The sequence below is a fragment of the Moraxella cuniculi genome (assembly GCF_900637105.1).
Taxonomy (GTDB): Bacteria; Pseudomonadota; Gammaproteobacteria; order Pseudomonadales; family Moraxellaceae; genus Moraxella; species Moraxella cuniculi.
Genome location: NZ_LR134343.1, coordinates 1,012,691 through 1,031,650, shown reverse-complemented (window position 1 = coordinate 1,031,650; position 18,960 = coordinate 1,012,691). Strand labels below are relative to the sequence as shown.

The window sequence follows — 18,960 nt, the reverse complement described above, 5'->3', positions numbered from 1 at the left end:
AGCGGTGAGATTTTTAGAAATTTCAAAAAATCCCACCGCTTGCTTAGCTTATTAGGCTCGCCAATGTTGAATCAGGGCTAACAGGCGGTCGGCAACTTCTTGCTCTTTTCGCTGGTAGGTATGCCCCGTGTTTTCGATAAAAATCAGCTCGTTTTGCTGATGCTTGGGAAAATGGCGGTTGATGGTGCGTAAAAACTGGCTCGGATCGCCATAGGTAAAGCGGTCAAAAGTGCCAATCAATAACGCCCCCGTGTGCGAGATTTGCTCGATTTGAGAGAAATCTTTGTCATCTTCCAAATGCACATTATCCAAAATCAAGCTGTGCAGCCATTGATCTGCCGTATCCGCCACGCACGGTAGCCAGCCGAGTAGCTCAAAGGGTAATAATTCTTGCCCTCGTCCGTGGGCGAGATAATCGGCAATTATCGCTTTTTGCTCGGGCGTTACCACCGAAATCAGATGGGCGATATTGGCAGGGCTGAGCAAAATAAATTTCTGCACACGCGGATCTTGGGTTTTCGCCAGATAATAAATCACCTTGTTCGCCCCCAAGGAATGTCCTGCCAAAATAATGTGGCGATAGCCAGCCGCGGCAGCATAATCCACATAGGCTTTCACATCTTGCTCGGCAAAGCGAAAATCCTCATTAAAAGAGCCGACAAGCTCAGGCTTGCCTGTGAGATGATTGACGGTGTCAATTTGCCCGAAGGCGTTGCGAGTTTGGGCATAGATAAAATCAATCTCGCCTGCGGACAGGGTCTTACCAATGTTGTAATAAAAGGGATTGGAATAAAAATGCCGTGAATGCCCGTGATGGCGATCATCACAGTATCCGCCTGCTGGGCGGAAAACAGCACGCCCTGCAACGCCGTGCCTTGTTCGGTTGATATGTTAAGTTTTTGCATTTTTCTCACCGCTTGTTAGAAATGTTCGGTTTTGTAACGCACGCCACGCTGTTTTGAGGGCGGATAAAAATCCGTGCCAGCCATTGTGCCTTGTAGCATCGCAGGGGTGTAGCGATAGCTGTCGGCTTTTTCCCAATCGAAAGTGGTTTGGATTTCCTCTTCATGCCCTGTTTCGATCAATCCCACCAAATTGGGGTTCAGCATAATGCTTTTGCCGATGGAAACCGATTCCACCCAGCCTGTTTGATAGGCTTTTAGCATATCGTCCGCCGTGTAAAGATTGCCAGAGCCCAAAAACGGCAAGCGTCCGTTAATGCGGTCGTGTACCACCTGCATTCGGGTCAGGCTCGTATCCGCCCCACGGCGAACTTTTTTGTAAAAATCCCACAGCGAAATGTGCAGATATTGAAGCGGTTTTTCGAGCAAGCGATCAATGAGCGTGAGCGTTTCTTTCATCGTAATGCCTCTCTCGCCCGGCTCTTCGGGCGAAAAGCGGTAGCCGATAATAAAATCTGGGCGGTGGTGTTTTTGTCGCATTTGGTCGATCGCATCGACAATCGCCAGCGGAAAACGCAAGCGGTTTTCAAGGCTACCGCCCCATCGATCTTGGCGAAAATTGGTGGCGGCGGAGACAAATTGTTGAATCAGCCAGCCATTTGCCCCGTGAATTTCCACCCCGTCAAAGCCAGCTTGCATCACAAGCTCGGCAGCTCGGGCGAAACTTGCCACCATTTGCCCTACTTCGTCATCGCTCATCGCACGAAAACGACCGTACATATCGCCTGTTGGAGCGATTACATCGTGTCCTTGCGTCATCGCAGGATCGGCACGCAAGCCCGAATGGGCGATTTGCACCACCGCTTTTGCCCCTTGTGCGTGGGCAAGCTCGGCATATTCTCGCAAAGTCGGCAAGTGGCGTTCATCAAAGGCATTGGGCGACTCAAAGCCGATACCACTCGGGTGCACATTGGTAAACGGCATAATATAAAGCCCAAAACCGTTAAAACGATCTCGCCAAAAGTGGCGACCTGCCTCGGTAATCTCGCCGTCCGCCCCTGAGTCGTAAATGGTCAGCGGTGCAACGGTTAAACGGTTTTTAATTTCCACCCCGTTGTTCAGGGTGTAAGGCTCAAACAGTGGAGCATATTTTGGATTCATCATTTTTTATTCCTTGAAGCCTAACGAATGTCGCCATTTTAGTGGTTTTATTTTTCTTAAAAAAGCAACAATAAATCAAATGACTTTTGATTTATTGGCAAAAATACAATAACAAATCACAATCCCTTATCGGCACTGCACAGCTACACAGCCGCCAAAGCCAATAAAAACACACGCTCATAATTACAAACTTCGCCCAATGACTGCACCGTGCGATGAATTTTTTGATAAATTTACAAAAAAACTTATCGCCTAACAAAATTTTATGATAAAGTGATGGATTGATAGCGATTTTTTATGTATGAATTGCCTGCATAAAATCAACTTGCCACCATTTTGATTGGCTGATTGCGTTAATTTATTAATACTCATAAGATTATTAAGTTTCAGCCAATATGAGGAAGCTATGGAAAAAATCAAAGCCTTTTTTCAACTAGAAGCCGCTGGCGGTATCGTGCTTGCTTTGGCAGCGGTGCTTGCCATGATCGTTGCTAATTCGCCATTGCAGGAATTTTACAACGCCTTTATTCATGCCCCTGTGGTCGTGCAAATTGGCAGTTTTGAGATTGCCAAAGATGCCCAGCACTGGATCAATGATGGGCTGATGGCGATTTTTTTCTTTTTGGTTGGTCTTGAACTCAAGCGAGAGGCACTGATTGGCGAGCTGTCTGACATCAAACAAATTCTCATGCCTGCACTGGCAGCGGTCGGTGGCATGATTGCTCCTGCACTGATTTATGCAGCATTTAATTACCAAAATCCTGAGCAATTGGCTGGTTGGGCAATCCCTGCTGCCACGGATATCGCTTTTGCACTGGGGGTGATTAGCCTTTTGGGCAACCGCGTGCCAAACGCCCTAAAGGTATTTTTGGTATCCATTGCTATCTTTGATGACTTGGGTGCAATCATTATCATTGCCCTGTTTTATACCAGCGAGTTGTCATTATTTTCATTGGCAGTGGCGGCTGTCTGTTTCCCATTTTTGTATTTTTTGAACAAAATCAATGTAGTACGCATTACACCCTATCTGCTCATCGGACTTATTCTGTGGGCGGCGTTATTAAAATCAGGCGTGCACGCAACGCTCGCTGGGGTTTTGCTGGCGTTTTTCATCCCACTTCGCAACAAAAAAGATCCAGAGCATTCGCCACTAGAAGAGCTGGAGCATGATTTGCACAATACCGTTGCCTTTGGTGTATTGCCTTTATTTGCCTTTGCCAATGCTGGCATTTCGCTCATCGGTACCAATCTTGACACGCTGCTGCACCCAGTGCCGCTCGGCATTGCCGCAGGTTTGGTTTTGGGCAAGCAGTTTGGCGTTATGGCAGCGGTGCTGATTTGCCTAAAACTTAATCTGGCAAACCTGCCAAAAGGTACAAATCTGACGCAGTTATACGGTGTTTCGTTGCTGTGCGGTATTGGCTTTACCATGAGTTTGTTTATTTCAGGGCTGGCTTTTGGTGGCATTCCAGCAGAGTTCGATCCGCGACTTGGCATTATTATTGGCTCACTCATTTCAGGCATTGCAGGCTATCTTTTGCTTCGCCGCACCATTCCCAATGCCGACAACCCCACACTTGCCAAAGATACTGGCGATGGTTTTATTCCCACAACGCACGACTAATCCTGACCCCAAGCCCGCCGCTTGGGGATTTTTATGTCCACAGATAAGCCAGCAATCAGCCAAAGCATTCATCAGGCATCGCCAGACAGATTGCTAAATCATAGCAAAAAGACAAATCCCATCACCAACTCAAGCAATCTGCCTTGTTATCATTTTACTGATTGCACAGAAATTTTAAATTATGAAAAATAAAATAATATTTTATTAAATATATAATATATCAAGCACAAGCACCGTACTTTTGATCATATTTGTCATCAGTAAGCTATACAAAACCACAAGCACAACGCTTACTTGCCATCTTGGCAAATACAGTCATTTTAATTAAATTATAAGATACTTAAATTATATTAAATTAATTCATTTGCCACAAACTCACTCAACTTTATTGGCTTTATTTTGCCAAAATCAAACTTAATCAGCCATCATTACACCAAAGTTATCAGCAGCCAATGCTTGTTGTAGCAATCTTAATGACAAGACTTAATCGCAGCCAAGCCTTGCCACCAGTTGTGATATGGTCTCATCACGGCAATGCTCCACCCCCATGCCTGCCCACAATGACATCATCTCGGTGTTGTGCATTTGCGTGCTAACGGCTCGCAGTTTTTTGGTCATGGCATTTAACATTGGATATTCAGGAATTTGTGCATGCCGTTGCAAACCATCAAATTGGGCAAATTGCCGCATATATTCGGTAATAATCCCCCTTGCCAGCTTGCCCGAGTACAGTCTGGTCAAGGCAGTATCGCAGGCTTTGGCGGACAATAGGCGTGCTTGATACGCCTTGTGAATCACCGCCTCATGCGTGGTCAAAAATGCCGTACCCACCGAAACAGCTTCGGCACCCATGCTTAGATATTTTTGCACTTGTTGTCTGGTTGCGATTCCACCTGCAACAATCAACGGTATCGATTTATCCGCAGTCGCCAAAGCCTGCTTGGTTGCTGCCCACAGCTCATCGAGCATTAACGGCTTACTTTGTTCGTACAGCCAGCCACCACGATGCCCGCCCGCCTCGGCACCTTGTAGCACCACCGCATCAGCACCCGCCTCTATCCATGCCAACACCTCATCAGGGTGATTTGCCGTGCCAATGACTTGCGTGCCAACAGCGTGCAATGCGTCCACTTGTGAGGCTTGCAAAATCCCAAAAGTAAAACTTGCCACAGGTACAGGATTGTCAAGCAGCACCGCCAATTGCTCGGCAAAATCAGGAGCGGGCGGCATCTCAATATCGGCTGGCTGATTGATGGATTTATAGCACTGCACCAGCCATGCAGGCATCGGTTCAATCACTCTGTCCGTCAGCCGTTTGGGCAAAATCATCAAATTAACCGCAAAGCAGCCTTGAACCAATGCCTTGATTGCGTTAATCTCATCGTTGATTTGCTCAGGTTTCATCATGCCAGCCCCAAGCGACCCTATTATTCCTGCCTGACAAGCTGCAACAACAAAACCAGCATTACTCGCCCCTGCCATCGGCGCTTGGATAATCGGTATCATAAGCCCCAAGCGTTGTAAGAATGTTGTCATCATCACCCTCTGGTCATTTGTCAGATTTGGCAATCGCTTCAACTTTGCCACAGCAATCAGTTTATAAAATTTTGCACAATCGCACAATATGATTCACCATTTGACTACATATTTTTGCACATTATGGCTGATAATTGACTATTTTTTTATTATAATATACCGATTTGTCAGCATCGTTGCTGATTTTGTGTAACTTTTGAGGATATTTATGAAAAAATCACTAATCATCGCCAGTTTGGCTGCTTTTGCTATTGCAGGCTGTGCCACCGCTCCCAAGCAACAAGTTCAAGTAAAACCCACCCACAAGCCCAACAAAGCTGTCCATCATCAGGGCAAAGCCAGCGACAAAGCAACCAAACCCGCCCTTACCACCAGCTATCAATGTGAACAAGATGCCAAAGTGGTTGCCAGCTATCAACCACACCGAGATTTGGCGGTGCTAAATATCAATGCCCCCAGCTGGAAACTAAACAATCAACAGCTAACCCTAAAAGCTGAAAAAACAGCCTCTGGCATGAATTTTGTGAATCGCACCAACCCGAACAGTCAATACCAATGGCACACCAAAGGCGAGATTGGACTGCTGTCAGTGATTATCGGCGATAAAGAATATACGCTAAACTGCAACAAGATTGCCTAATTAAAAAGCAAATAGAGACAGCAAATGGATCTTCCTCAATGGCAATTTGGCGTAAAGCCTGATTATCTGGCAACACTGGTCGTGGCTGGCTTAAAAACAGCCACATCATCGGGCAAATGTTTTTACACCTTAGCCGATGAGCCGTTACCCAAAGTAGGCAATCAGCACATTATTTTGGATAGTGCCGACCAGCCTGTCGTCAAAATCGAATTGCAATCGGTTGAGATCATTGCATTTGCACAAATCACCGAAGAAAAGGCACAAGCAGAGGGTGAAGGGAACTTGGCAGACTGGCAATCAGCCCACCTCGCATTTTTCCAAGAGCAGTGCCAAGCATACAACTTGGCAACGGAAATTGCGGGGGATTTTGAGGTCGTTTATGAAAAGTTTTCGGTTGTGCAACTTTTCCCCAAAACCTATCAGCAATGGCTCACTTTCGCCACTGCCACCCTTGCGGAAAATCAGGGGAACGATCCTTTTTTAAATCCAAAAACCGATGCGAATTTGCTGTTGCAAGCGGTAACCAAACGCTCAAAATCCGCCATTTTTGCCTTTGCGGAAACGGGGTTGAGCGAGGCAGAATTAAAACAGTTAGCCACTTTACTGGCACGGCGTGCCAAAGGCGAACCGATGGCGTATATTTTGGGCGAAAAAGAGTTTTGGTCGCTGCCGCTCAAGGTCTCCCCTGCCACCCTCATTCCTCGCCCTGATACCGAACGGCTGGTCGAATTGGCACTCGATTGGGCGAACAAGCGGTCGGATCGTGAGGAAATTTTGCAAATCCTCGATCTCGGCACAGGGACGGGGGCGATTGCCTTGGCGTTGGCACGGGAATTGGGCGAAAAGGCGCAGATCGTGGCAGTCGATAGAGAGCCACAAGCGGTTGAACTTGCCGAACAAAATCGCCAAGCCTTAGGGCTAAATAATGTTAAAATTCAGCAAAGCGACTGGTTTACCCAAATCTCGCAGAAATTCCATTTGATCGTGAGTAATCCGCCCTATATCGATCAAAATGATGAAAACCTCACCCAAGGCGATGTGCGGTTTGAGCCTCGTTCGGCGTTGGTCGCTGGGCAAAATGGGCTGGCGGATTTGCAAAAAATTATCGAAAACGCACCGCTTTATTTGCACCCAAACGGGGCGTTGATGTTAGAACACGGTTGGCAACAAGCCCCCCAAGTTCAACAAATTTTCAAGAAAAATCAATGGGTTGAAATTGAAACCGTCCAAGATTATGGCGGCAACGACAGAGTAACCAAAGCAGTATGGACAAAATCATCGAAGACTTTTTAAAAAATTATTCAGCCCATTGATGGCAATTGTCGATGGATTGCTGTCGTCAGTGGTAAATTTGTCAAATAAAGGCGGATTTATGACAACAAAATACACGCCAAATTACAGAAAGACTGCCCAATTATCAGCATAATAATCTAAAAAGCCCAAGCTGTCTGGTTTTGAGCTTGACCATCTGCACAGGCTTTTGTTAAGAACGCTCGCTGCGTGATTTTTTTGACAAGGCTTTGCGTTTTGCCATCGGCTCAATGTTAAGTGGACGATAAATCTCCACACGATCACCCTCTGCCAAAGGCGTGTCCAAGCGTTTTTTTTGGCTAAAAATACCGACACGCCATGCTTTATGATTTGGCTCATTGGTGCGATTTTGGACGCACCAAGTGGCAAAGTCGGCAAATTTGGCATCATCAAGCCACCCTGTTGCTAGCAGTGCTTCATAAATCGTTGCCCCTACCGCCAAATCCAGCTCTGTATAATACTGCTGCAAATCCGCCGTTACACAAGCCACCGATATACGCATCAGGCAACCAGCTCCAGCACCACGCCTGCCAATGCCGCCACAACCGCAAGCGGAACAATGATACGCACCAGCACACGCCAAATGTTGTAACGCAGTTCAGTTTTCATGTTAAAAGTTTTGCGTAAATGACTGATTTTCATCACAAAACCTGAAAATATCGCCAAGCACAACACCGCCAGCAAACTGATAAAAATTACCGCAATCACCAAAAACTGCATCGGCACAACGCTAAGTGCAAATGCCAAAAGCACAAGCACAAGCACCCCTGTCAATAGCCCAAAACGCAGCACCAGTTGCACGCCTGCATAGTGTAGCAAAAATGCCGCAATCAACAGCATGCCCACACTACTCACCAAAAAAGACGGCACGCCAATCATTGCACTGCCTGCCAAAATTGCCAATGCCCCAAAAATTAACTGCGTCAGCCAAATTGGCAAAATATAGCCCGCCAAAGGTTTTTTGGCTTGCATGACATTATTGGCAATGGTTGCTGAACCAAACCAATACAAACCACTGCCCGCCCCGACGCTTAATAATGCCAACAACACTGCCTGAGACCATTCACCAAGGCTTGGCTCAGTAAGCAGTGGCACGCTCACCGCACTGTCAAGCAGCGACAACATCGCCCCAAAGATAACAAGTAGCGTGCCAACAAATAACAAACGCACTCTTAATAAACTTAAGATTAATGCCACCGCCATCACCACCGCTGACATCGCCATCATCGGCACGCCTGCTTGTCGCACCAACTCACTGAACTGTGCCGCAACGCCAACCGCAATCCGCGAGGCAATCCCAGCTGCCAATAATACCGCCACCAGCACTGACAATGCTGCAAACGCACGCCAAATCATGCCAGCATCAGCTTCACGAGTGAGTTTTTGAATGCCCTGCCATGGCAAAGCTGCCGACCGTGCCGACAATGCCAACTCAGCAAACAACACTGGCAAGCCAACCAGCACCATCGCAAGCAACCACATCAGCCAAAAATCCAGCTGATAAGCCATATTTGGTGCAATCTGCCCTGTGATCAATAAAGGCAAAGCACAAGCAACAAAAAATACCGTATATCGATGCAGCATATTTTCTACCATGATAAAATTTGCACTATTTTAGCACAAAATCCAGTACAAGCCCATAAGCCGAGCCAAAACAACAAAAGCCCCACAACGGAGGCTTTTGGCAAATTTTGACATACAGCAAAACTATCAATCAATGCACCGCTGACAGATATTCAGACAAAATCTTAATATCACGGTCAGATAGGCGTGCTGCAACCATTTGCATCATGCCTTTTTCGCCTTTTTTGGCAGCATCATTGGTACGCACTTCCATGTCAGTTGCCACCTCATCTTCACGACCTGCAGCACGGAATAGTTTTAGTTGCAATGCCAGATAAGAGGCGTGCTGACCGCCCAAACGAGGGAATGCAGCAAAGGCATTGCCCGAACCTTTTGGATCATGGCAACCTGCACAAGGGATAACGCCACGGGTCTTATCACCACCTAGGTACAACTTGGTCGCTTCGGCGGCAGTTGCCTTATTGCCGTAGCCCGGTGTCCATGGTGCTTGACTGGCATAATATCCTGCAACATCTGCCAAATCCTGCTGGGTCAAGCCCACCAATTGAGCCTCCATCACACCATTGCGGCGAGCCTTGGTTTTAAAATCCACCAGCTGCTTGTATAGGTATTTGATATTTTGTCCGCCAAGGTTTGGCTGTAATGGAGCAACGCTCACGCCATTGGCACCATGACAGGCAGCACAGTTATTCTCAACAATGGCTTTACCTGCCTCAATATTATAAGCAGGCACGGGATAAGAAGCAGCATAAGCTGACAGGCTGGCGATGCCAATTGAGCTTGCAAGTGCGAATTTGGCTAAAGTTGCTTTTTTTGCAGGTTTCATAACAATTTCCTACTAACTTGGCTAAGTCTTGGGTGATGTTGTAATTGGTTGCGGCTCGGTCTTGATAAGCTGAACAACTTGCCAATTGGCGTGCATTGCTTGGCGACCAAAACCAAAATATCATGAACAATGGCTATATTATAGCAAGAATTGGCTCAATTTTCCTACAAAAATTGTGGCTTTGGCAACATTTTTTCAAAAAAGTATGATTTTTTGGCAAAATTTCATCAAAACAATCCACACAATATCATAAATCATGGCAAATCCAGCACAAACTGCCCAAAATATCACCAATCTCCAAGCCCAAACCAAATCAATGATTAAAATTGGTGATTTTAGCGTGTTTAATGATATACTACAACTTATTTTGTTAAATTTATCAAACCATGTCAAATCATCACGCCAACGATTATTTAAAAAAAATCCATCAGACGGAATTTTTGTTGTCTGCTCCCACCTTTAAGCTCTGCCCTGATGATGCAGGTTTTGAGGTGGCTTTTGCTGGGCGTTCTAATGCAGGCAAGTCCTCTGCCATTAATACCATCACCCAACAAAAACAGCTGGCTCGCTCCTCAAAAACCCCCGGTCGCACGCAGATGATTAACTTTTTTGGCGTTGGCAGTGAGAATTCTCGTATTGTTGATTTGCCCGGTTATGGCTATGCTGCCGTGCCTGAGGCAATGAAAATCAAATGGCAAAAAGAGCTTGAGGAATATCTCGTTTCACGCAAATCACTGGTGGGGCTGGTGCTGATGACTGACATACGCCACCCCTTAAAATACTTTGATGAGCAGATGCTGCATTGGGCAAAAGACGGCGGACTGCCTGTGCATGTGCTACTTACCAAAGCCGACAAACTAAAGCACGGTGCCCAAAAATCAGCTCTGCTTGCCACCAGACAACAATTGCAATCTTTGGAGTTGCCCTTTAGTATTCAGTTGTTTTCAGCACTAAAAAAACAAGGACTGCAAGAGCTTGCCTTGGTGCTGGGCGAATGGCTACAACTGCCCGTTGCCGAGTCATCAGACAATCACACAGGTGCATGATATGACAGGTCTGCTATATATCGTTGCTACGCCCATCGGTAACTTATCCGATATCAGTCAGCGTGCCATTGACACACTAAAGTCAGCTGATATTATCGCCTGTGAGGATACTCGCACTTCGGCAGTTTTGTTAAAATTTTTTAACATCAACACCCCAACGCTTGCCTATCATGAGCATAACGCCGACAGCCAAACGCCCAAACTCATCGATAAGCTACAATCAGGGCAATCGATTGCACTTATCAGTGATGCTGGCACGCCACTTATCTCAGACCCAGGCTTTCGCTTGGTGCGTGCCGCCCACGAGCAAGGCATTGGCGTTGTGCCTATTGTTGGGGCTTGTGCGATGATTGCCGCCCTGTCTGTCGCTGGATTGGCATCAGATAAGTTTAGCTTTTTGGGATTTTTACCTGCAAAATCCCATGGACGCATCACCGCCTTGAACAGCTGGCAAAAACGCAGCGAGACTTTGATTTTTTATGAAGCACCGCACCGCATTATTGACTGCTTGACGGATATGATTTCTGTATTTGGCGGTGAGCGAGAAGCCACTTTATGCCGTGAACTTACCAAAACTTTTGAAACCATAAAAAAACTGCCACTGGCACAGCTACTGGAATTTGTCAAACAAGACAGCAATCAACAAAAGGGTGAAATCGTACTGGTTGTTGCAGGCAACACCAAGACGCATAGCACTACCGAATATGACGAATGGCTATTACGCATCGCCCAAGAGCTACCCCCAAAAAAAGCCGCCGCCATCGTTGCTGATGTGCTGCAGCTAAAAAAATCCACTGTTTATGACAGATTGCTAACGCTACAAAACAACGAACAAACCATAACCACACAGGAGCCATCATGAGTCTAAAAGATACGCTAAATGACACCATCAAATCTGCAATGAAAGCACGAGAAATGGACACCGTCAAAGTCCTTCGCAATGTCCAAGCTGCCATCAAAAAGGTAGAAATTGATAGCCAAACTGAGCTTGGCGATACTGCCATCTTGGAATTGCTACAAAAACAAATCAAACAACGCCAAGAGTCTTTGGGGATTTATACAGCCAATGGCCGTGAGGATTTGGCAAATACAGAGCAGTTTGAGATTGATACCATCAGTCAGTTTTTGCCAGCCCAGCTTGACGAGGCAGAGCTTGTTGCCATCATCAAAGCCACCATCTTGGCAACCGAAGCTCAAGGCATGAAGGATATGGGCAAAGTGATGAATGCCGTCAAAGAACAAACGGTGGGTCTTGCTGATCCTGCCGTGATTTCAGGATTGGTAAAACAAGCACTCACCGCCTAAATCAAGCCTAAGCCTGCCTTTGGGCAGGTTTATTTTTGCCAAATTCGCTTGTATTTTGCCAACAATTCATCATTATCCTCAGGATAATTGGGATCTTTGATGATACAATCAATCGGGCAGACCTTATCACAGGTCGGTTCATCATAAAAACCCACGCACTCGGTGCATAGGTCGGGGTTGATGACATAGGTTTTTTGACCTTTTTGGTCGTAGCTTATCGCATCATTGGGGCATTCTGGCTCGCAAATGTCGCAGTTGATACAGTCAGTGGTGATTTTTAGTGCCATTGGGATAAAATGATAAATAAATACTATTATATCAAACTTATTTGTTCACGAATTTTTTGTTTTAGGAATATTTTTGTATCATCATTGATGGCAAGATAGCGATTTTTGGCAATTTGTAAATATTGTCGCTCTTGGTCGATGCCGATAAATCGCCTCTTGAGCAATGTGCCACGATGCCCAGCATGGGAAGTTTTGCCAACAGGTGATTGATTTTTGCCATCAGCCCAGTTATCATGCTTGGTATCACAGCAGCGTCTTGAGTATTTGCATGAACACTGTTTAATTGAAGCAACAGACCACCCAATCAATGAACTTATATTTTAATACCGATTTGGCAAAAAATTACCAAAGCAGCTCGCAAATTATTCGCATACTAACAGAAAACTGGCTTGCCAACAATGTTTATTGTCCATGCTGTGGTACATTTCCCATTAATCAATTTGACAACAACCAACCTGTTGGTGATTTTTTCTGCACTGTATGCCAAGAGCAGTATGAATTAAAGAGCAAAAATGGCAAAAGCTTAGGCAACAACTTTGCTGATGGTGCCTACCACACCATGCTTGAGCGGATTGCATCAGATAGCAATCCAAATTTTTTCTTTTTAAGTTATGATAAAAAAGATTATAAAGTCAATAACTTAATTATTGTACCCAAGCAATTTTTTAGTGCTGATATTATCATTCCACGCCAAAAAGGCATTCCCAACCGCCCAAACTATGTCATGTGCTCCATTAACACCAGCACAGTGCCAAGCAGTGGAAAAATCAGCATTATCAGGGAAGGTCAAGTCATCAACCAAGACAAAGTAATGCAAAAATGGCGACAAAATTTCTATCTACGCACAATGAAAGCTGAAAGCAAAGGCTGGCTTTTGGCAATCATGGGCTGTCTTGACAGATTGCCAGACAATGTTTTTTCACTCAAGCAAATGTATGCTTTTGAGCATGAATTGGCGATCAGATACCCAAATAATGCTCATATCAAAGACAAAATTCGACAACAGTTACAAGTTTTACGAGATCAAGGCGTGATTGAATTTTTGGGCGGTGGACGCTATCGTAAGGTGCACTAAAAGGCAGCATCTCAACTGCCTTATTTACACAACTCAAGTATAAATCGCCTCACTCACGCTTTTCATCACAAGAGCAAATTGCAAATCCTCATGCGATATATCGCTAAATGGATTGGCGATTTTGGCAGTCCAGCCAGAACCCAATGCACCATCTATTTCATTGCCTTTTTTGTCCCACATCTTGGTAAGCGTGTAGGTCAAATTGCCTTTTGGGGTCATGATTTCGATCTCATCGCCCACCATGAGTTTGTTTTTTATTTCTAAGGTCAGAAACTTCTCACAGATATCCACAACTTCCGCCACAAATTGCTGATGGTCGGTTTTTGATGAACCATATTCATAATTTTGATAATCAGCATGTACATGACGGCGTAAAAAACCCTCGGTATAGCCACGATTGGCAAGCCCATCAAGAGCGGTGATGAGACTTGTGTCAAACGGCTTACCTGCAACCGCATCATCAATGGCACGGCGATAAACTTGGGCGGTGCGAGCAACATAATAATGCGACTTGGTACGCCCCTCAATCTTCAAAGAATGCACGCCCATATTGACCAAATCAGGCACCAACTCCACCGCACGCAAGTCCTTGGAATTCATGATATAAGTGCCATGCTCATCCTCATACATTGCCATTAACTCGCCCTTGCGGCCCTGTTCTTCGATCAGCACCACTTCATCGGACGGTTTTTCTACATAATCATCACCCATCACCACATCGCCGTTTAGATTGATATTACCAATGGCGTTGCTGTCAGTGGCTTGATTTGGCACAAAGACTTGAGCGGTGTTCGTGCTTTGGGTAACTGGTACGATGTCGCCCGTTTCATTTTCTGTGGCTTTATAAGTATTATAAGACCAACGGCAAGCATTGGTACAAGTGCCTTGGTTGGCATCTCGTTTGTTGATATAGCCTGATAATAAACAACGACCCGAGTACGCCATGCAGAGTGCCCCATGCACAAATACCTCAATCTCCATATCGGGCACTTCGGCAATGATTTGTTCAATCTCTTTTAAGGACAACTCACGACTAACAATAACGCGACTTACACCCATCTGTTGCCAAAATTTTACCGTTGCCCAATTGACCGCGTTGGCTTGCACTGACAAATGAATCTGTTGATGGGGAAAATGCTCTCGCACCATCATAATCATGCCAGCATCCGACATGATTAAGGCATCAGGCTTCATCTCAATCACAGGGCGAATGTCTTCGATAAAGGTCTTGAGTTTGGCGTTGTGTGCTTGGATATTTACCACCACATAAAACTTTTTGCCAAGCGAATGTGCATAAGCAATGCCTTTTGCCAAATTCTCTTCATCAAAATCATTATTACGCACACGCAAGCTGTAGCGTGCCTGCCCTGCATAGACGGCATCCGCCCCATAAGCAAAGGCATATTGCATATTTTTAAAAGTGCCAGCAGGACAGAGCAGTTCGGCTTTTTTGGTGGTTTGGGTTGTCATTGTCATTGCCTAATTAATCTTGGGTTGCTTATTATAACAAATTTTGCCAAAGATAAAAATCAACACGCACATTTGTTGCCGCTGCCCACCCCAGACTGCTTTTTGGCATGGGCGATGCTAAATTTGTCCGTTGATTCAACAATTCACAGCTAGTGTCTTGAAAAAATCATTAAAAAATTATCAATAATCTGCTATGATAGCGGTTATTTTTGTCAAGTGTTGTTTGATGAACATTCCAAACCAGCAATCGAGTAAATTATGAATACACATCAAGCCTTTTTGGACGCCATCGCCATCGCCCTGCCTGAACTTAGCATCAAAACCGACAGTGAGTCTTGCACACACTGGGGTCGTGATTGGACGGTGCATTTTCAGAGCAACTGCCAAGCGGTACTTTTCCCAAAAACCACCGAAGAAGTTGCAACCATTGTGCGTTTGGCAAATGAGCATCGCACGCCACTGGTGCCAAGCGGTGGTCGCACAGGACTGTCAGCAGCAGCTGTGGCAGCACAAGGCGAGGTGGTGGTCAGTTTTGATAAAATGAACAACATTGGCAAGTTTTATGCAGCTGACCGCATGGTAGAAGTTGAGGCAGGTGTTGTTACCAAAGCCTTGCAAGAGTTTGCCGAAAGTCAAGATTTGTACTATGCGGTGGATTTTGCCTCCTCTGGTTCAAGTCAAATCGGTGGCAATATCGGCACAAATGCAGGCGGCATCAAGGTGATTCGCTACGGCATGACACGCAACCAGATTTTGGGTCTGACTGTCGTTACCGGCAAAGGCGATGTGCTAAATCTCAATGGCGGTATGCTAAAAAACGCCACAGGTTATGATTTGCGTCATCTGTTTATCGGTGCCGAAGGGACGCTGGGGTTTGTTACCAAAGCCCTGATTAAACTTGAAAAACCCCCTGTCAATCTGACAGCCATGGTGCTTGGCGTGCCTGATTTTGACAGCATTGTGGCACTGCTTGATAAATTTGGCAAGGCATTGACACTGACCGCTTTTGAATTTTTTGACCAAATCGCTGTTGATAAAGTCATCGACGCAGGTCATACCAAAGCACCTTTTGACAGCCAAACGCCGTTTTATGTTTTGCTTGAGTTTGAGGCGGTAAGCGATGAGGTGCTAGAGACTGCGATGGCAGTGTTTGAGTCTGCTGCCGAAGCTGGCTTGATTGTTGATGGCGTGATGAGCCAAAGCATCGCCCAGCTCCAAGAGTTGTGGAAATTGCGTGAGTGCATTTCTGAAACCATCTCAGTTTTCACCCCTTATAAAAATGACATCTCGGTACTTATCAGCCATCTGGGCGATTTCATTGCCGATATCGAAGCTGTGGTCAAGGAAAATTATCCTGATTTTGAAATCTGCTGGTTTGGGCATATCGGTGATGGCAACCTGCACCTAAATATCCTAAAACCTGCCACACTTAGCAAAGAAGAGTTTTTTGCCAAATGCCAAACGGTCAATGCTTTTGTCTTTGAGACCGTCAAAAAATACCACGGCTCAATCTCTGCCGAACATGGCGTTGGCATGACCAAAAAACCCTATCTGCACTACAGCCGCAGTCCCGAAGAAATCGCCTACATGAAAGCCATCAAGGCAGCATTTGACCCAAATGGCATCATCAATTCAGGCAAGATTTTTGACTGACTGCACCGCTTTGGCAGGGCAACAAAACACAATGGTGACTGACAATCTTGTGTGGCATTTGTGCCAGTTTGTTACAAGTTGCATTTTTGTCATAATTTTGTTGCCATGCTCGAAAATTCCGCCCAGATAGGGTATGATGGTAGCCAATCGCTGGTTTTGGATTTCTTACCACTTTTAAATGCCAAAGTACACCTTGGGATTTTTGTGCTTTTGAGCCATTGCCAAAACCGCCATAATAACTATCAACCAAACCAAAATTTATCATGTCAAACAATACTCATGTCTTAAAGCAGCATTATGAACCCAGATCGCTAAGTGATGGCACGCTTGGCGACACTTTATTGATTGGCTTAAGCTATCATTTCACCAGCCTAGAAAAAACAGGGCTGGCAGCCATGCTTGCCAAATTGCCACTTGTCAGCGATGCACCAATTGCGATGGATATTGATTTATCCTGCATCGTGCTTGACAAATCAATGCAAGTTGTCGAAAAAATCTGGTATGGCAATTTGCGTAATGCCAATGAATCCATTCGCCACCAAGGTGATGCACTGGTTGGTGCCAAAAGTTTTGAGGAAAGTTTGATTGCCCAAGAGCAAATACAATTACGCCTCAATGAACTGCCCAATACCGCCAAACATTTGTTAGTTGTACTAAACAGTTATCACAATCAACCACTGCGTGCCGCCGACAAAGGCATAATACATCTGGGCGATAAAGACAATCCCAAAGCACACAGTATCAGCTTTTCGCAGATTGAACCTGATTGCAAAACCTTAATCGCTTGGCAACTGTCTTATGAAGACAACGGCTGGCAACTGCATACGCCAATGCAGGCGTTAAAACTTGGCAAACTTGCCAGTCAGTCAATTGATGGCATCAGCAAAGCGGCCAGTGATTTTTTGCAAAACAGCAATAACAACCGTTGGTAAAAACGGCAAGCCATTGACTTGCCGTAATCTTATTGTTCTGACAGTTATTTTAGCAAATTTTTAATCACGCCCATCAGACCACGGCTGATGGCACGGCTCGCCTGCTTATTCAACTGACTGCCCAGCTGATCAGCGACATTATACGCCACGCCCTGCCCTGATTTTTTGCGTCCACCTGTCAAGCCGCCCAAAAATCCCTCAAACACGCCCGCTTCAGACTTTTCGGCTGCTTTTTCTTTGGTATTGGTGTCATCAGATGGCTGTGCTGTGCGTTCCTCGCTGGCGGCACGCTCATCAGCCAACGCCTCAAACGCTGAATAATTATCCAGCATATCTTTATAATGAGGGTATAAAATATCCTGCTGATAATTCGCCTGCTGCTCGGCTGCACTAAGCGGAGCCAGCTGTGATGACGGCGGCAAAATATACGCCCGTTCAACCACACTTGGCATACCATCTGCGTCCAAAAATGACACCAAAGCCTCGCCAACGCCAAGCTCACTGATGGCGGTCGCAACAGAAAATTTCTCAGTACTGCGAAAAGTCTCTGCGGCAGCTTTGACTGCCTTTTGATCCCTAGGCGTAAATGCACGCAAGGCATGCTGAATGCGATTGCCAAGCTGTCCTAAGATTGCATCTGGCAAATCCAGTGGATTTTGGGTAACAAAATACACACCCACGCCCTTTGAGCGAATCAACCGCACCACTTGCTCAATCTGCTTGGTCAGTGCTTGTGGCATCTCATCAAATAACAAATGTGCCTCGTCAAAAAACAGCACAAATTTTGGCTTATCCAAATCACCCACTTCAGGAAAAGTCTCAAAAATCTCTGCCAAAAACCACAGCAAAAATGCCGCATACAAACGAGGCGAACGCATGAGTTTGTCGCTGTTTAGGATATTGATTACCCCCTTGCCGCCGTCAGTTTGTAGCCAGTCTTGCAGATTTAATGATGGCTCACCAAAAAACTTATCCGCCCCCTCGCTCTCAAGCTGCAATAACTGCCGCTGGATTGCACCAATGCTGGCTGCTGAGATATTGCCATATTGCGTGCGAAATTCGGCAGCATTCTTAGCCACAAAGCCAAGCATGGCACGCAAATCTTTTAAGTCAAGCAAATGCCAACCTCTGTCATCAGCAACCTTAAAGACAAGATTTAGCAAGCCTTCTTGAGTGTCATTTAGCCCCATCAAGCGAGATAGCAACGCACTGCCAAGCTGCGATATGGTAACTCGCACCGCAATCCCAGTCTCTGCATACACATCCCAAAACCGCACAGGAAAGCCTGACAGATACTCATCAGACAGCCCAAATTGTGCCATACGCTCACCAACTTTGCCTGTGGCGGTGCCTGCCTGCACCATGCCTGACAAATCACCTTTTACATCGGCCAAAAATACAGGCACGCCTGCCTGACTAAAAGCCTCTGCCATTTTACGCAAACTGATGGTCTTGCCCGTGCCTGTCGCTCCTGCAATAAGTCCGTGTCGGTTTGCCATTTTTGGTATGATACCCAAATTATCCTGCGTGTCGGTGGTTTTTGCAATGCTTAGCATAAATATTCCTTGATGGTTGCCAAAATTAATATTATACCGCTTACTTTAGCCA

The 18,960-nt window shown here is 45.7% G+C and carries 22 protein-coding genes; 10 read left to right on the top strand and 12 right to left on the bottom strand.

Annotated features, from left to right (window positions below):
* Positions 1–51: 51 nt before the first annotated feature.
* The 3 genes from EL162_RS04790 to EL162_RS04785 are packed head-to-tail and all read right to left on the bottom strand — an operon-like array spanning position 52 to position 2,066.
* On the bottom strand, positions 52–618 hold the full coding sequence (locus tag EL162_RS04790; protein ID WP_197719000.1) for a DUF1749 domain-containing protein: 567 nt from the start codon (positions 616–618) through the stop codon (positions 52–54).
* Positions 615–905, bottom strand: a complete 291-nt coding sequence (locus EL162_RS10260) for a hypothetical protein (RefSeq protein ID WP_197718999.1) — start codon at positions 903–905, stop codon at positions 615–617. Before EL162_RS10260 ends, EL162_RS04790 begins: the two co-directional genes overlap by 4 nt.
* Positions 906–920: 15 nt before the next feature.
* Complete coding sequence (locus EL162_RS04785) at positions 921–2,066, bottom strand: NADH-dependent flavin oxidoreductase (RefSeq protein WP_126330481.1); 1,146 nt, start codon at positions 2,064–2,066, stop codon at positions 921–923.
* A gap of 403 nt (positions 2,067–2,469) precedes the next feature.
* On the opposite strand from EL162_RS04785, the gene nhaA reads away from it, so the two are divergent.
* Positions 2,470–3,687, top strand: a complete 1,218-nt coding sequence (gene nhaA / locus EL162_RS04780) for a Na+/H+ antiporter NhaA (RefSeq protein ID WP_126330479.1) — start codon at positions 2,470–2,472, stop codon at positions 3,685–3,687.
* A 33-nt stretch (positions 3,688–3,720) separates the two neighbouring features.
* The gene (locus tag EL162_RS09995; RefSeq protein ID WP_170161419.1) at positions 3,721–3,879 is read left to right on the top strand and encodes a hypothetical protein; all 159 of its coding nucleotides are present in this window, start codon (positions 3,721–3,723) and stop codon (positions 3,877–3,879) included.
* A gap of 291 nt (positions 3,880–4,170) precedes the next feature.
* Here EL162_RS09995 and EL162_RS04775 read toward each other — a convergent pair whose 3' ends face one another.
* A complete protein-coding gene (locus EL162_RS04775; protein WP_227543436.1) occupies positions 4,171–5,226 on the bottom strand; it encodes an NAD(P)H-dependent flavin oxidoreductase in 1,056 nt (351 codons plus the stop codon).
* 205 nt (positions 5,227–5,431) lie between these two features.
* Between EL162_RS04775 and EL162_RS04770 the strand changes: the two genes are divergently transcribed.
* Both EL162_RS04770 and prmC read left to right on the top strand, forming a co-directional pair.
* Complete coding sequence (locus EL162_RS04770; RefSeq protein ID WP_076554253.1) at positions 5,432–5,863, top strand: MliC family protein; 432 nt, start codon at positions 5,432–5,434, stop codon at positions 5,861–5,863.
* A 24-nt stretch (positions 5,864–5,887) separates the two neighbouring features.
* Entirely contained in the window at positions 5,888–7,156 is a 1,269-nt protein-coding gene (prmC, locus tag EL162_RS04765) for a peptide chain release factor N(5)-glutamine methyltransferase (RefSeq protein ID WP_126330477.1), read from the top strand.
* A 190-nt stretch (positions 7,157–7,346) separates the two neighbouring features.
* Here prmC and EL162_RS04760 read toward each other — a convergent pair whose 3' ends face one another.
* From EL162_RS04760 to EL162_RS04750, 3 genes are all read right to left on the bottom strand, one after another.
* Positions 7,347–7,676 carry an RnfH family protein gene (locus EL162_RS04760; RefSeq protein ID WP_076554249.1) on the bottom strand — a complete coding sequence of 110 codons (330 nt, stop codon included), beginning with the start codon at positions 7,674–7,676 and terminating at the stop codon, positions 7,347–7,349.
* Entirely contained in the window at positions 7,676–8,758 is a 1,083-nt protein-coding gene (locus tag EL162_RS04755; RefSeq protein ID WP_126330475.1) for a hypothetical protein, read from the bottom strand. Before EL162_RS04755 ends, EL162_RS04760 begins: the two co-directional genes overlap by 1 nt.
* 130 nt (positions 8,759–8,888) lie before the next feature.
* Positions 8,889–9,584 carry a c-type cytochrome gene (locus EL162_RS04750; RefSeq protein ID WP_076554241.1) on the bottom strand — a complete coding sequence of 232 codons (696 nt, stop codon included), beginning with the start codon at positions 9,582–9,584 and terminating at the stop codon, positions 8,889–8,891.
* 386 nt (positions 9,585–9,970) lie between these two features.
* Here EL162_RS04750 and yihA point away from each other — a divergent pair, with 386 nt between their 5' ends.
* The 3 genes from yihA to EL162_RS04735 are packed head-to-tail and all read left to right on the top strand — an operon-like array spanning position 9,971 to position 11,935.
* Positions 9,971–10,630: a ribosome biogenesis GTP-binding protein YihA/YsxC gene (yihA, locus tag EL162_RS04745; RefSeq protein ID WP_126330473.1), complete on the top strand. Its 660-nt coding sequence runs from the start codon at positions 9,971–9,973 to the stop codon at positions 10,628–10,630.
* Between the two features lies 1 nt (position 10,631).
* Complete coding sequence (gene rsmI, locus EL162_RS04740; protein WP_126330471.1) at positions 10,632–11,492, top strand: 16S rRNA (cytidine(1402)-2'-O)-methyltransferase; 861 nt, start codon at positions 10,632–10,634, stop codon at positions 11,490–11,492.
* The gene (locus tag EL162_RS04735; protein WP_126330469.1) at positions 11,489–11,935 is read left to right on the top strand and encodes a GatB/YqeY domain-containing protein; all 447 of its coding nucleotides are present in this window, start codon (positions 11,489–11,491) and stop codon (positions 11,933–11,935) included. The genes rsmI and EL162_RS04735 overlap by 4 nt, the downstream gene beginning before the upstream one ends.
* Positions 11,936–11,964: 29 nt before the next feature.
* Here EL162_RS04735 and EL162_RS04730 read toward each other — a convergent pair whose 3' ends face one another.
* Entirely contained in the window at positions 11,965–12,222 is a 258-nt protein-coding gene (locus EL162_RS04730; protein WP_076554233.1) for a YfhL family 4Fe-4S dicluster ferredoxin, read from the bottom strand.
* Positions 12,223–12,248: 26 nt separating this feature from the next.
* Entirely contained in the window at positions 12,249–12,530 is a 282-nt protein-coding gene (locus tag EL162_RS04725) for a hypothetical protein (RefSeq protein WP_126330468.1), read from the bottom strand.
* Between EL162_RS04725 and EL162_RS04720 the strand changes: the two genes are divergently transcribed.
* Complete coding sequence (locus tag EL162_RS04720) at positions 12,530–13,297, top strand: DpnI domain-containing protein (RefSeq protein ID WP_126330466.1); 768 nt, start codon at positions 12,530–12,532, stop codon at positions 13,295–13,297. The genes EL162_RS04725 and EL162_RS04720 overlap by 1 nt on opposite strands.
* A 33-nt stretch (positions 13,298–13,330) precedes the next feature.
* On the opposite strand, the gene trhP is transcribed toward EL162_RS04720, so the two are convergent.
* Positions 13,331–14,767, bottom strand: a complete 1,437-nt coding sequence (trhP, locus tag EL162_RS04715; RefSeq protein WP_126330464.1) for a prephenate-dependent tRNA uridine(34) hydroxylase TrhP — start codon at positions 14,765–14,767, stop codon at positions 13,331–13,333.
* A gap of 258 nt (positions 14,768–15,025) precedes the next feature.
* Here trhP and EL162_RS04710 point away from each other — a divergent pair, with 258 nt between their 5' ends.
* The gene (locus tag EL162_RS04710; protein ID WP_126330462.1) at positions 15,026–16,420 is read left to right on the top strand and encodes a D-2-hydroxyglutarate dehydrogenase; all 1,395 of its coding nucleotides are present in this window, start codon (positions 15,026–15,028) and stop codon (positions 16,418–16,420) included.
* On the opposite strand, the gene EL162_RS04705 is transcribed toward EL162_RS04710, so the two are convergent.
* The gene (locus EL162_RS04705; RefSeq protein WP_126330460.1) at positions 16,395–16,685 is read right to left on the bottom strand and encodes a hypothetical protein; all 291 of its coding nucleotides are present in this window, start codon (positions 16,683–16,685) and stop codon (positions 16,395–16,397) included. The two genes, EL162_RS04710 and EL162_RS04705, sit on opposite strands and share 26 nt — an antisense overlap.
* Here EL162_RS04705 and EL162_RS04700 point away from each other — a divergent pair.
* Entirely contained in the window at positions 16,684–17,352 is a 669-nt protein-coding gene (locus tag EL162_RS04700; protein ID WP_126330458.1) for a TerD family protein, read from the top strand. The genes EL162_RS04705 and EL162_RS04700 overlap by 2 nt on opposite strands.
* Before the next feature lie 44 nt (positions 17,353–17,396).
* On the opposite strand, the gene EL162_RS04695 is transcribed toward EL162_RS04700, so the two are convergent.
* The gene (locus EL162_RS04695) at positions 17,397–18,908 is read right to left on the bottom strand and encodes a helicase HerA-like domain-containing protein (RefSeq protein WP_126330457.1); all 1,512 of its coding nucleotides are present in this window, start codon (positions 18,906–18,908) and stop codon (positions 17,397–17,399) included.
* Positions 18,909–18,960: the final 52 nt, after the last annotated feature.

What these genes read in the sequence shown, in the direction of transcription:
- EL162_RS10260 (WP_197718999.1), bottom strand. Translation starts at nt 905, where the DNA reads ATGCAAAAACTTAACATATCAACCGAACAAGGCACGGCGTTGCAGGGC.
- EL162_RS04785 (WP_126330481.1), bottom strand. Translation starts at nt 2,066, where the DNA reads ATGATGAATCCAAAATATGCTCCACTGTTTGAGCCTTACACCCTGAAC.
- nhaA (WP_126330479.1), top strand. Translation starts at nt 2,470, where the DNA reads ATGGAAAAAATCAAAGCCTTTTTTCAACTAGAAGCCGCTGGCGGTATC.
- EL162_RS09995 (WP_170161419.1), top strand. Translation starts at nt 3,721, where the DNA reads ATGTCCACAGATAAGCCAGCAATCAGCCAAAGCATTCATCAGGCATCG.
- EL162_RS04775 (WP_227543436.1), bottom strand. Translation starts at nt 5,226, where the DNA reads ATGATGACAACATTCTTACAACGCTTGGGGCTTATGATACCGATTATC.
- EL162_RS04770 (WP_076554253.1), top strand. Translation starts at nt 5,432, where the DNA reads ATGAAAAAATCACTAATCATCGCCAGTTTGGCTGCTTTTGCTATTGCA.
- prmC (WP_126330477.1), top strand. Translation starts at nt 5,888, where the DNA reads ATGGATCTTCCTCAATGGCAATTTGGCGTAAAGCCTGATTATCTGGCA.
- EL162_RS04760 (WP_076554249.1), bottom strand. Translation starts at nt 7,676, where the DNA reads ATGCGTATATCGGTGGCTTGTGTAACGGCGGATTTGCAGCAGTATTAT.
- EL162_RS04755 (WP_126330475.1), bottom strand. Translation starts at nt 8,758, where the DNA reads ATGCTGCATCGATATACGGTATTTTTTGTTGCTTGTGCTTTGCCTTTA.
- EL162_RS04750 (WP_076554241.1), bottom strand. Translation starts at nt 9,584, where the DNA reads ATGAAACCTGCAAAAAAAGCAACTTTAGCCAAATTCGCACTTGCAAGC.
- yihA (WP_126330473.1), top strand. Translation starts at nt 9,971, where the DNA reads ATGTCAAATCATCACGCCAACGATTATTTAAAAAAAATCCATCAGACG.
- rsmI (WP_126330471.1), top strand. Translation starts at nt 10,632, where the DNA reads ATGACAGGTCTGCTATATATCGTTGCTACGCCCATCGGTAACTTATCC.
- EL162_RS04735 (WP_126330469.1), top strand. Translation starts at nt 11,489, where the DNA reads ATGAGTCTAAAAGATACGCTAAATGACACCATCAAATCTGCAATGAAA.
- EL162_RS04730 (WP_076554233.1), bottom strand. Translation starts at nt 12,222, where the DNA reads ATGGCACTAAAAATCACCACTGACTGTATCAACTGCGACATTTGCGAG.
- EL162_RS04720 (WP_126330466.1), top strand. Translation starts at nt 12,530, where the DNA reads ATGAACTTATATTTTAATACCGATTTGGCAAAAAATTACCAAAGCAGC.
- trhP (WP_126330464.1), bottom strand. Translation starts at nt 14,767, where the DNA reads ATGACAACCCAAACCACCAAAAAAGCCGAACTGCTCTGTCCTGCTGGC.
- EL162_RS04710 (WP_126330462.1), top strand. Translation starts at nt 15,026, where the DNA reads ATGAATACACATCAAGCCTTTTTGGACGCCATCGCCATCGCCCTGCCT.
- EL162_RS04700 (WP_126330458.1), top strand. Translation starts at nt 16,684, where the DNA reads ATGTCAAACAATACTCATGTCTTAAAGCAGCATTATGAACCCAGATCG.
- EL162_RS04705 (WP_126330460.1), bottom strand. Translation starts at nt 16,685, where the DNA reads ATGATAAATTTTGGTTTGGTTGATAGTTATTATGGCGGTTTTGGCAAT.
- EL162_RS04695 (WP_126330457.1), bottom strand. Translation starts at nt 18,908, where the DNA reads ATGCTAAGCATTGCAAAAACCACCGACACGCAGGATAATTTGGGTATC.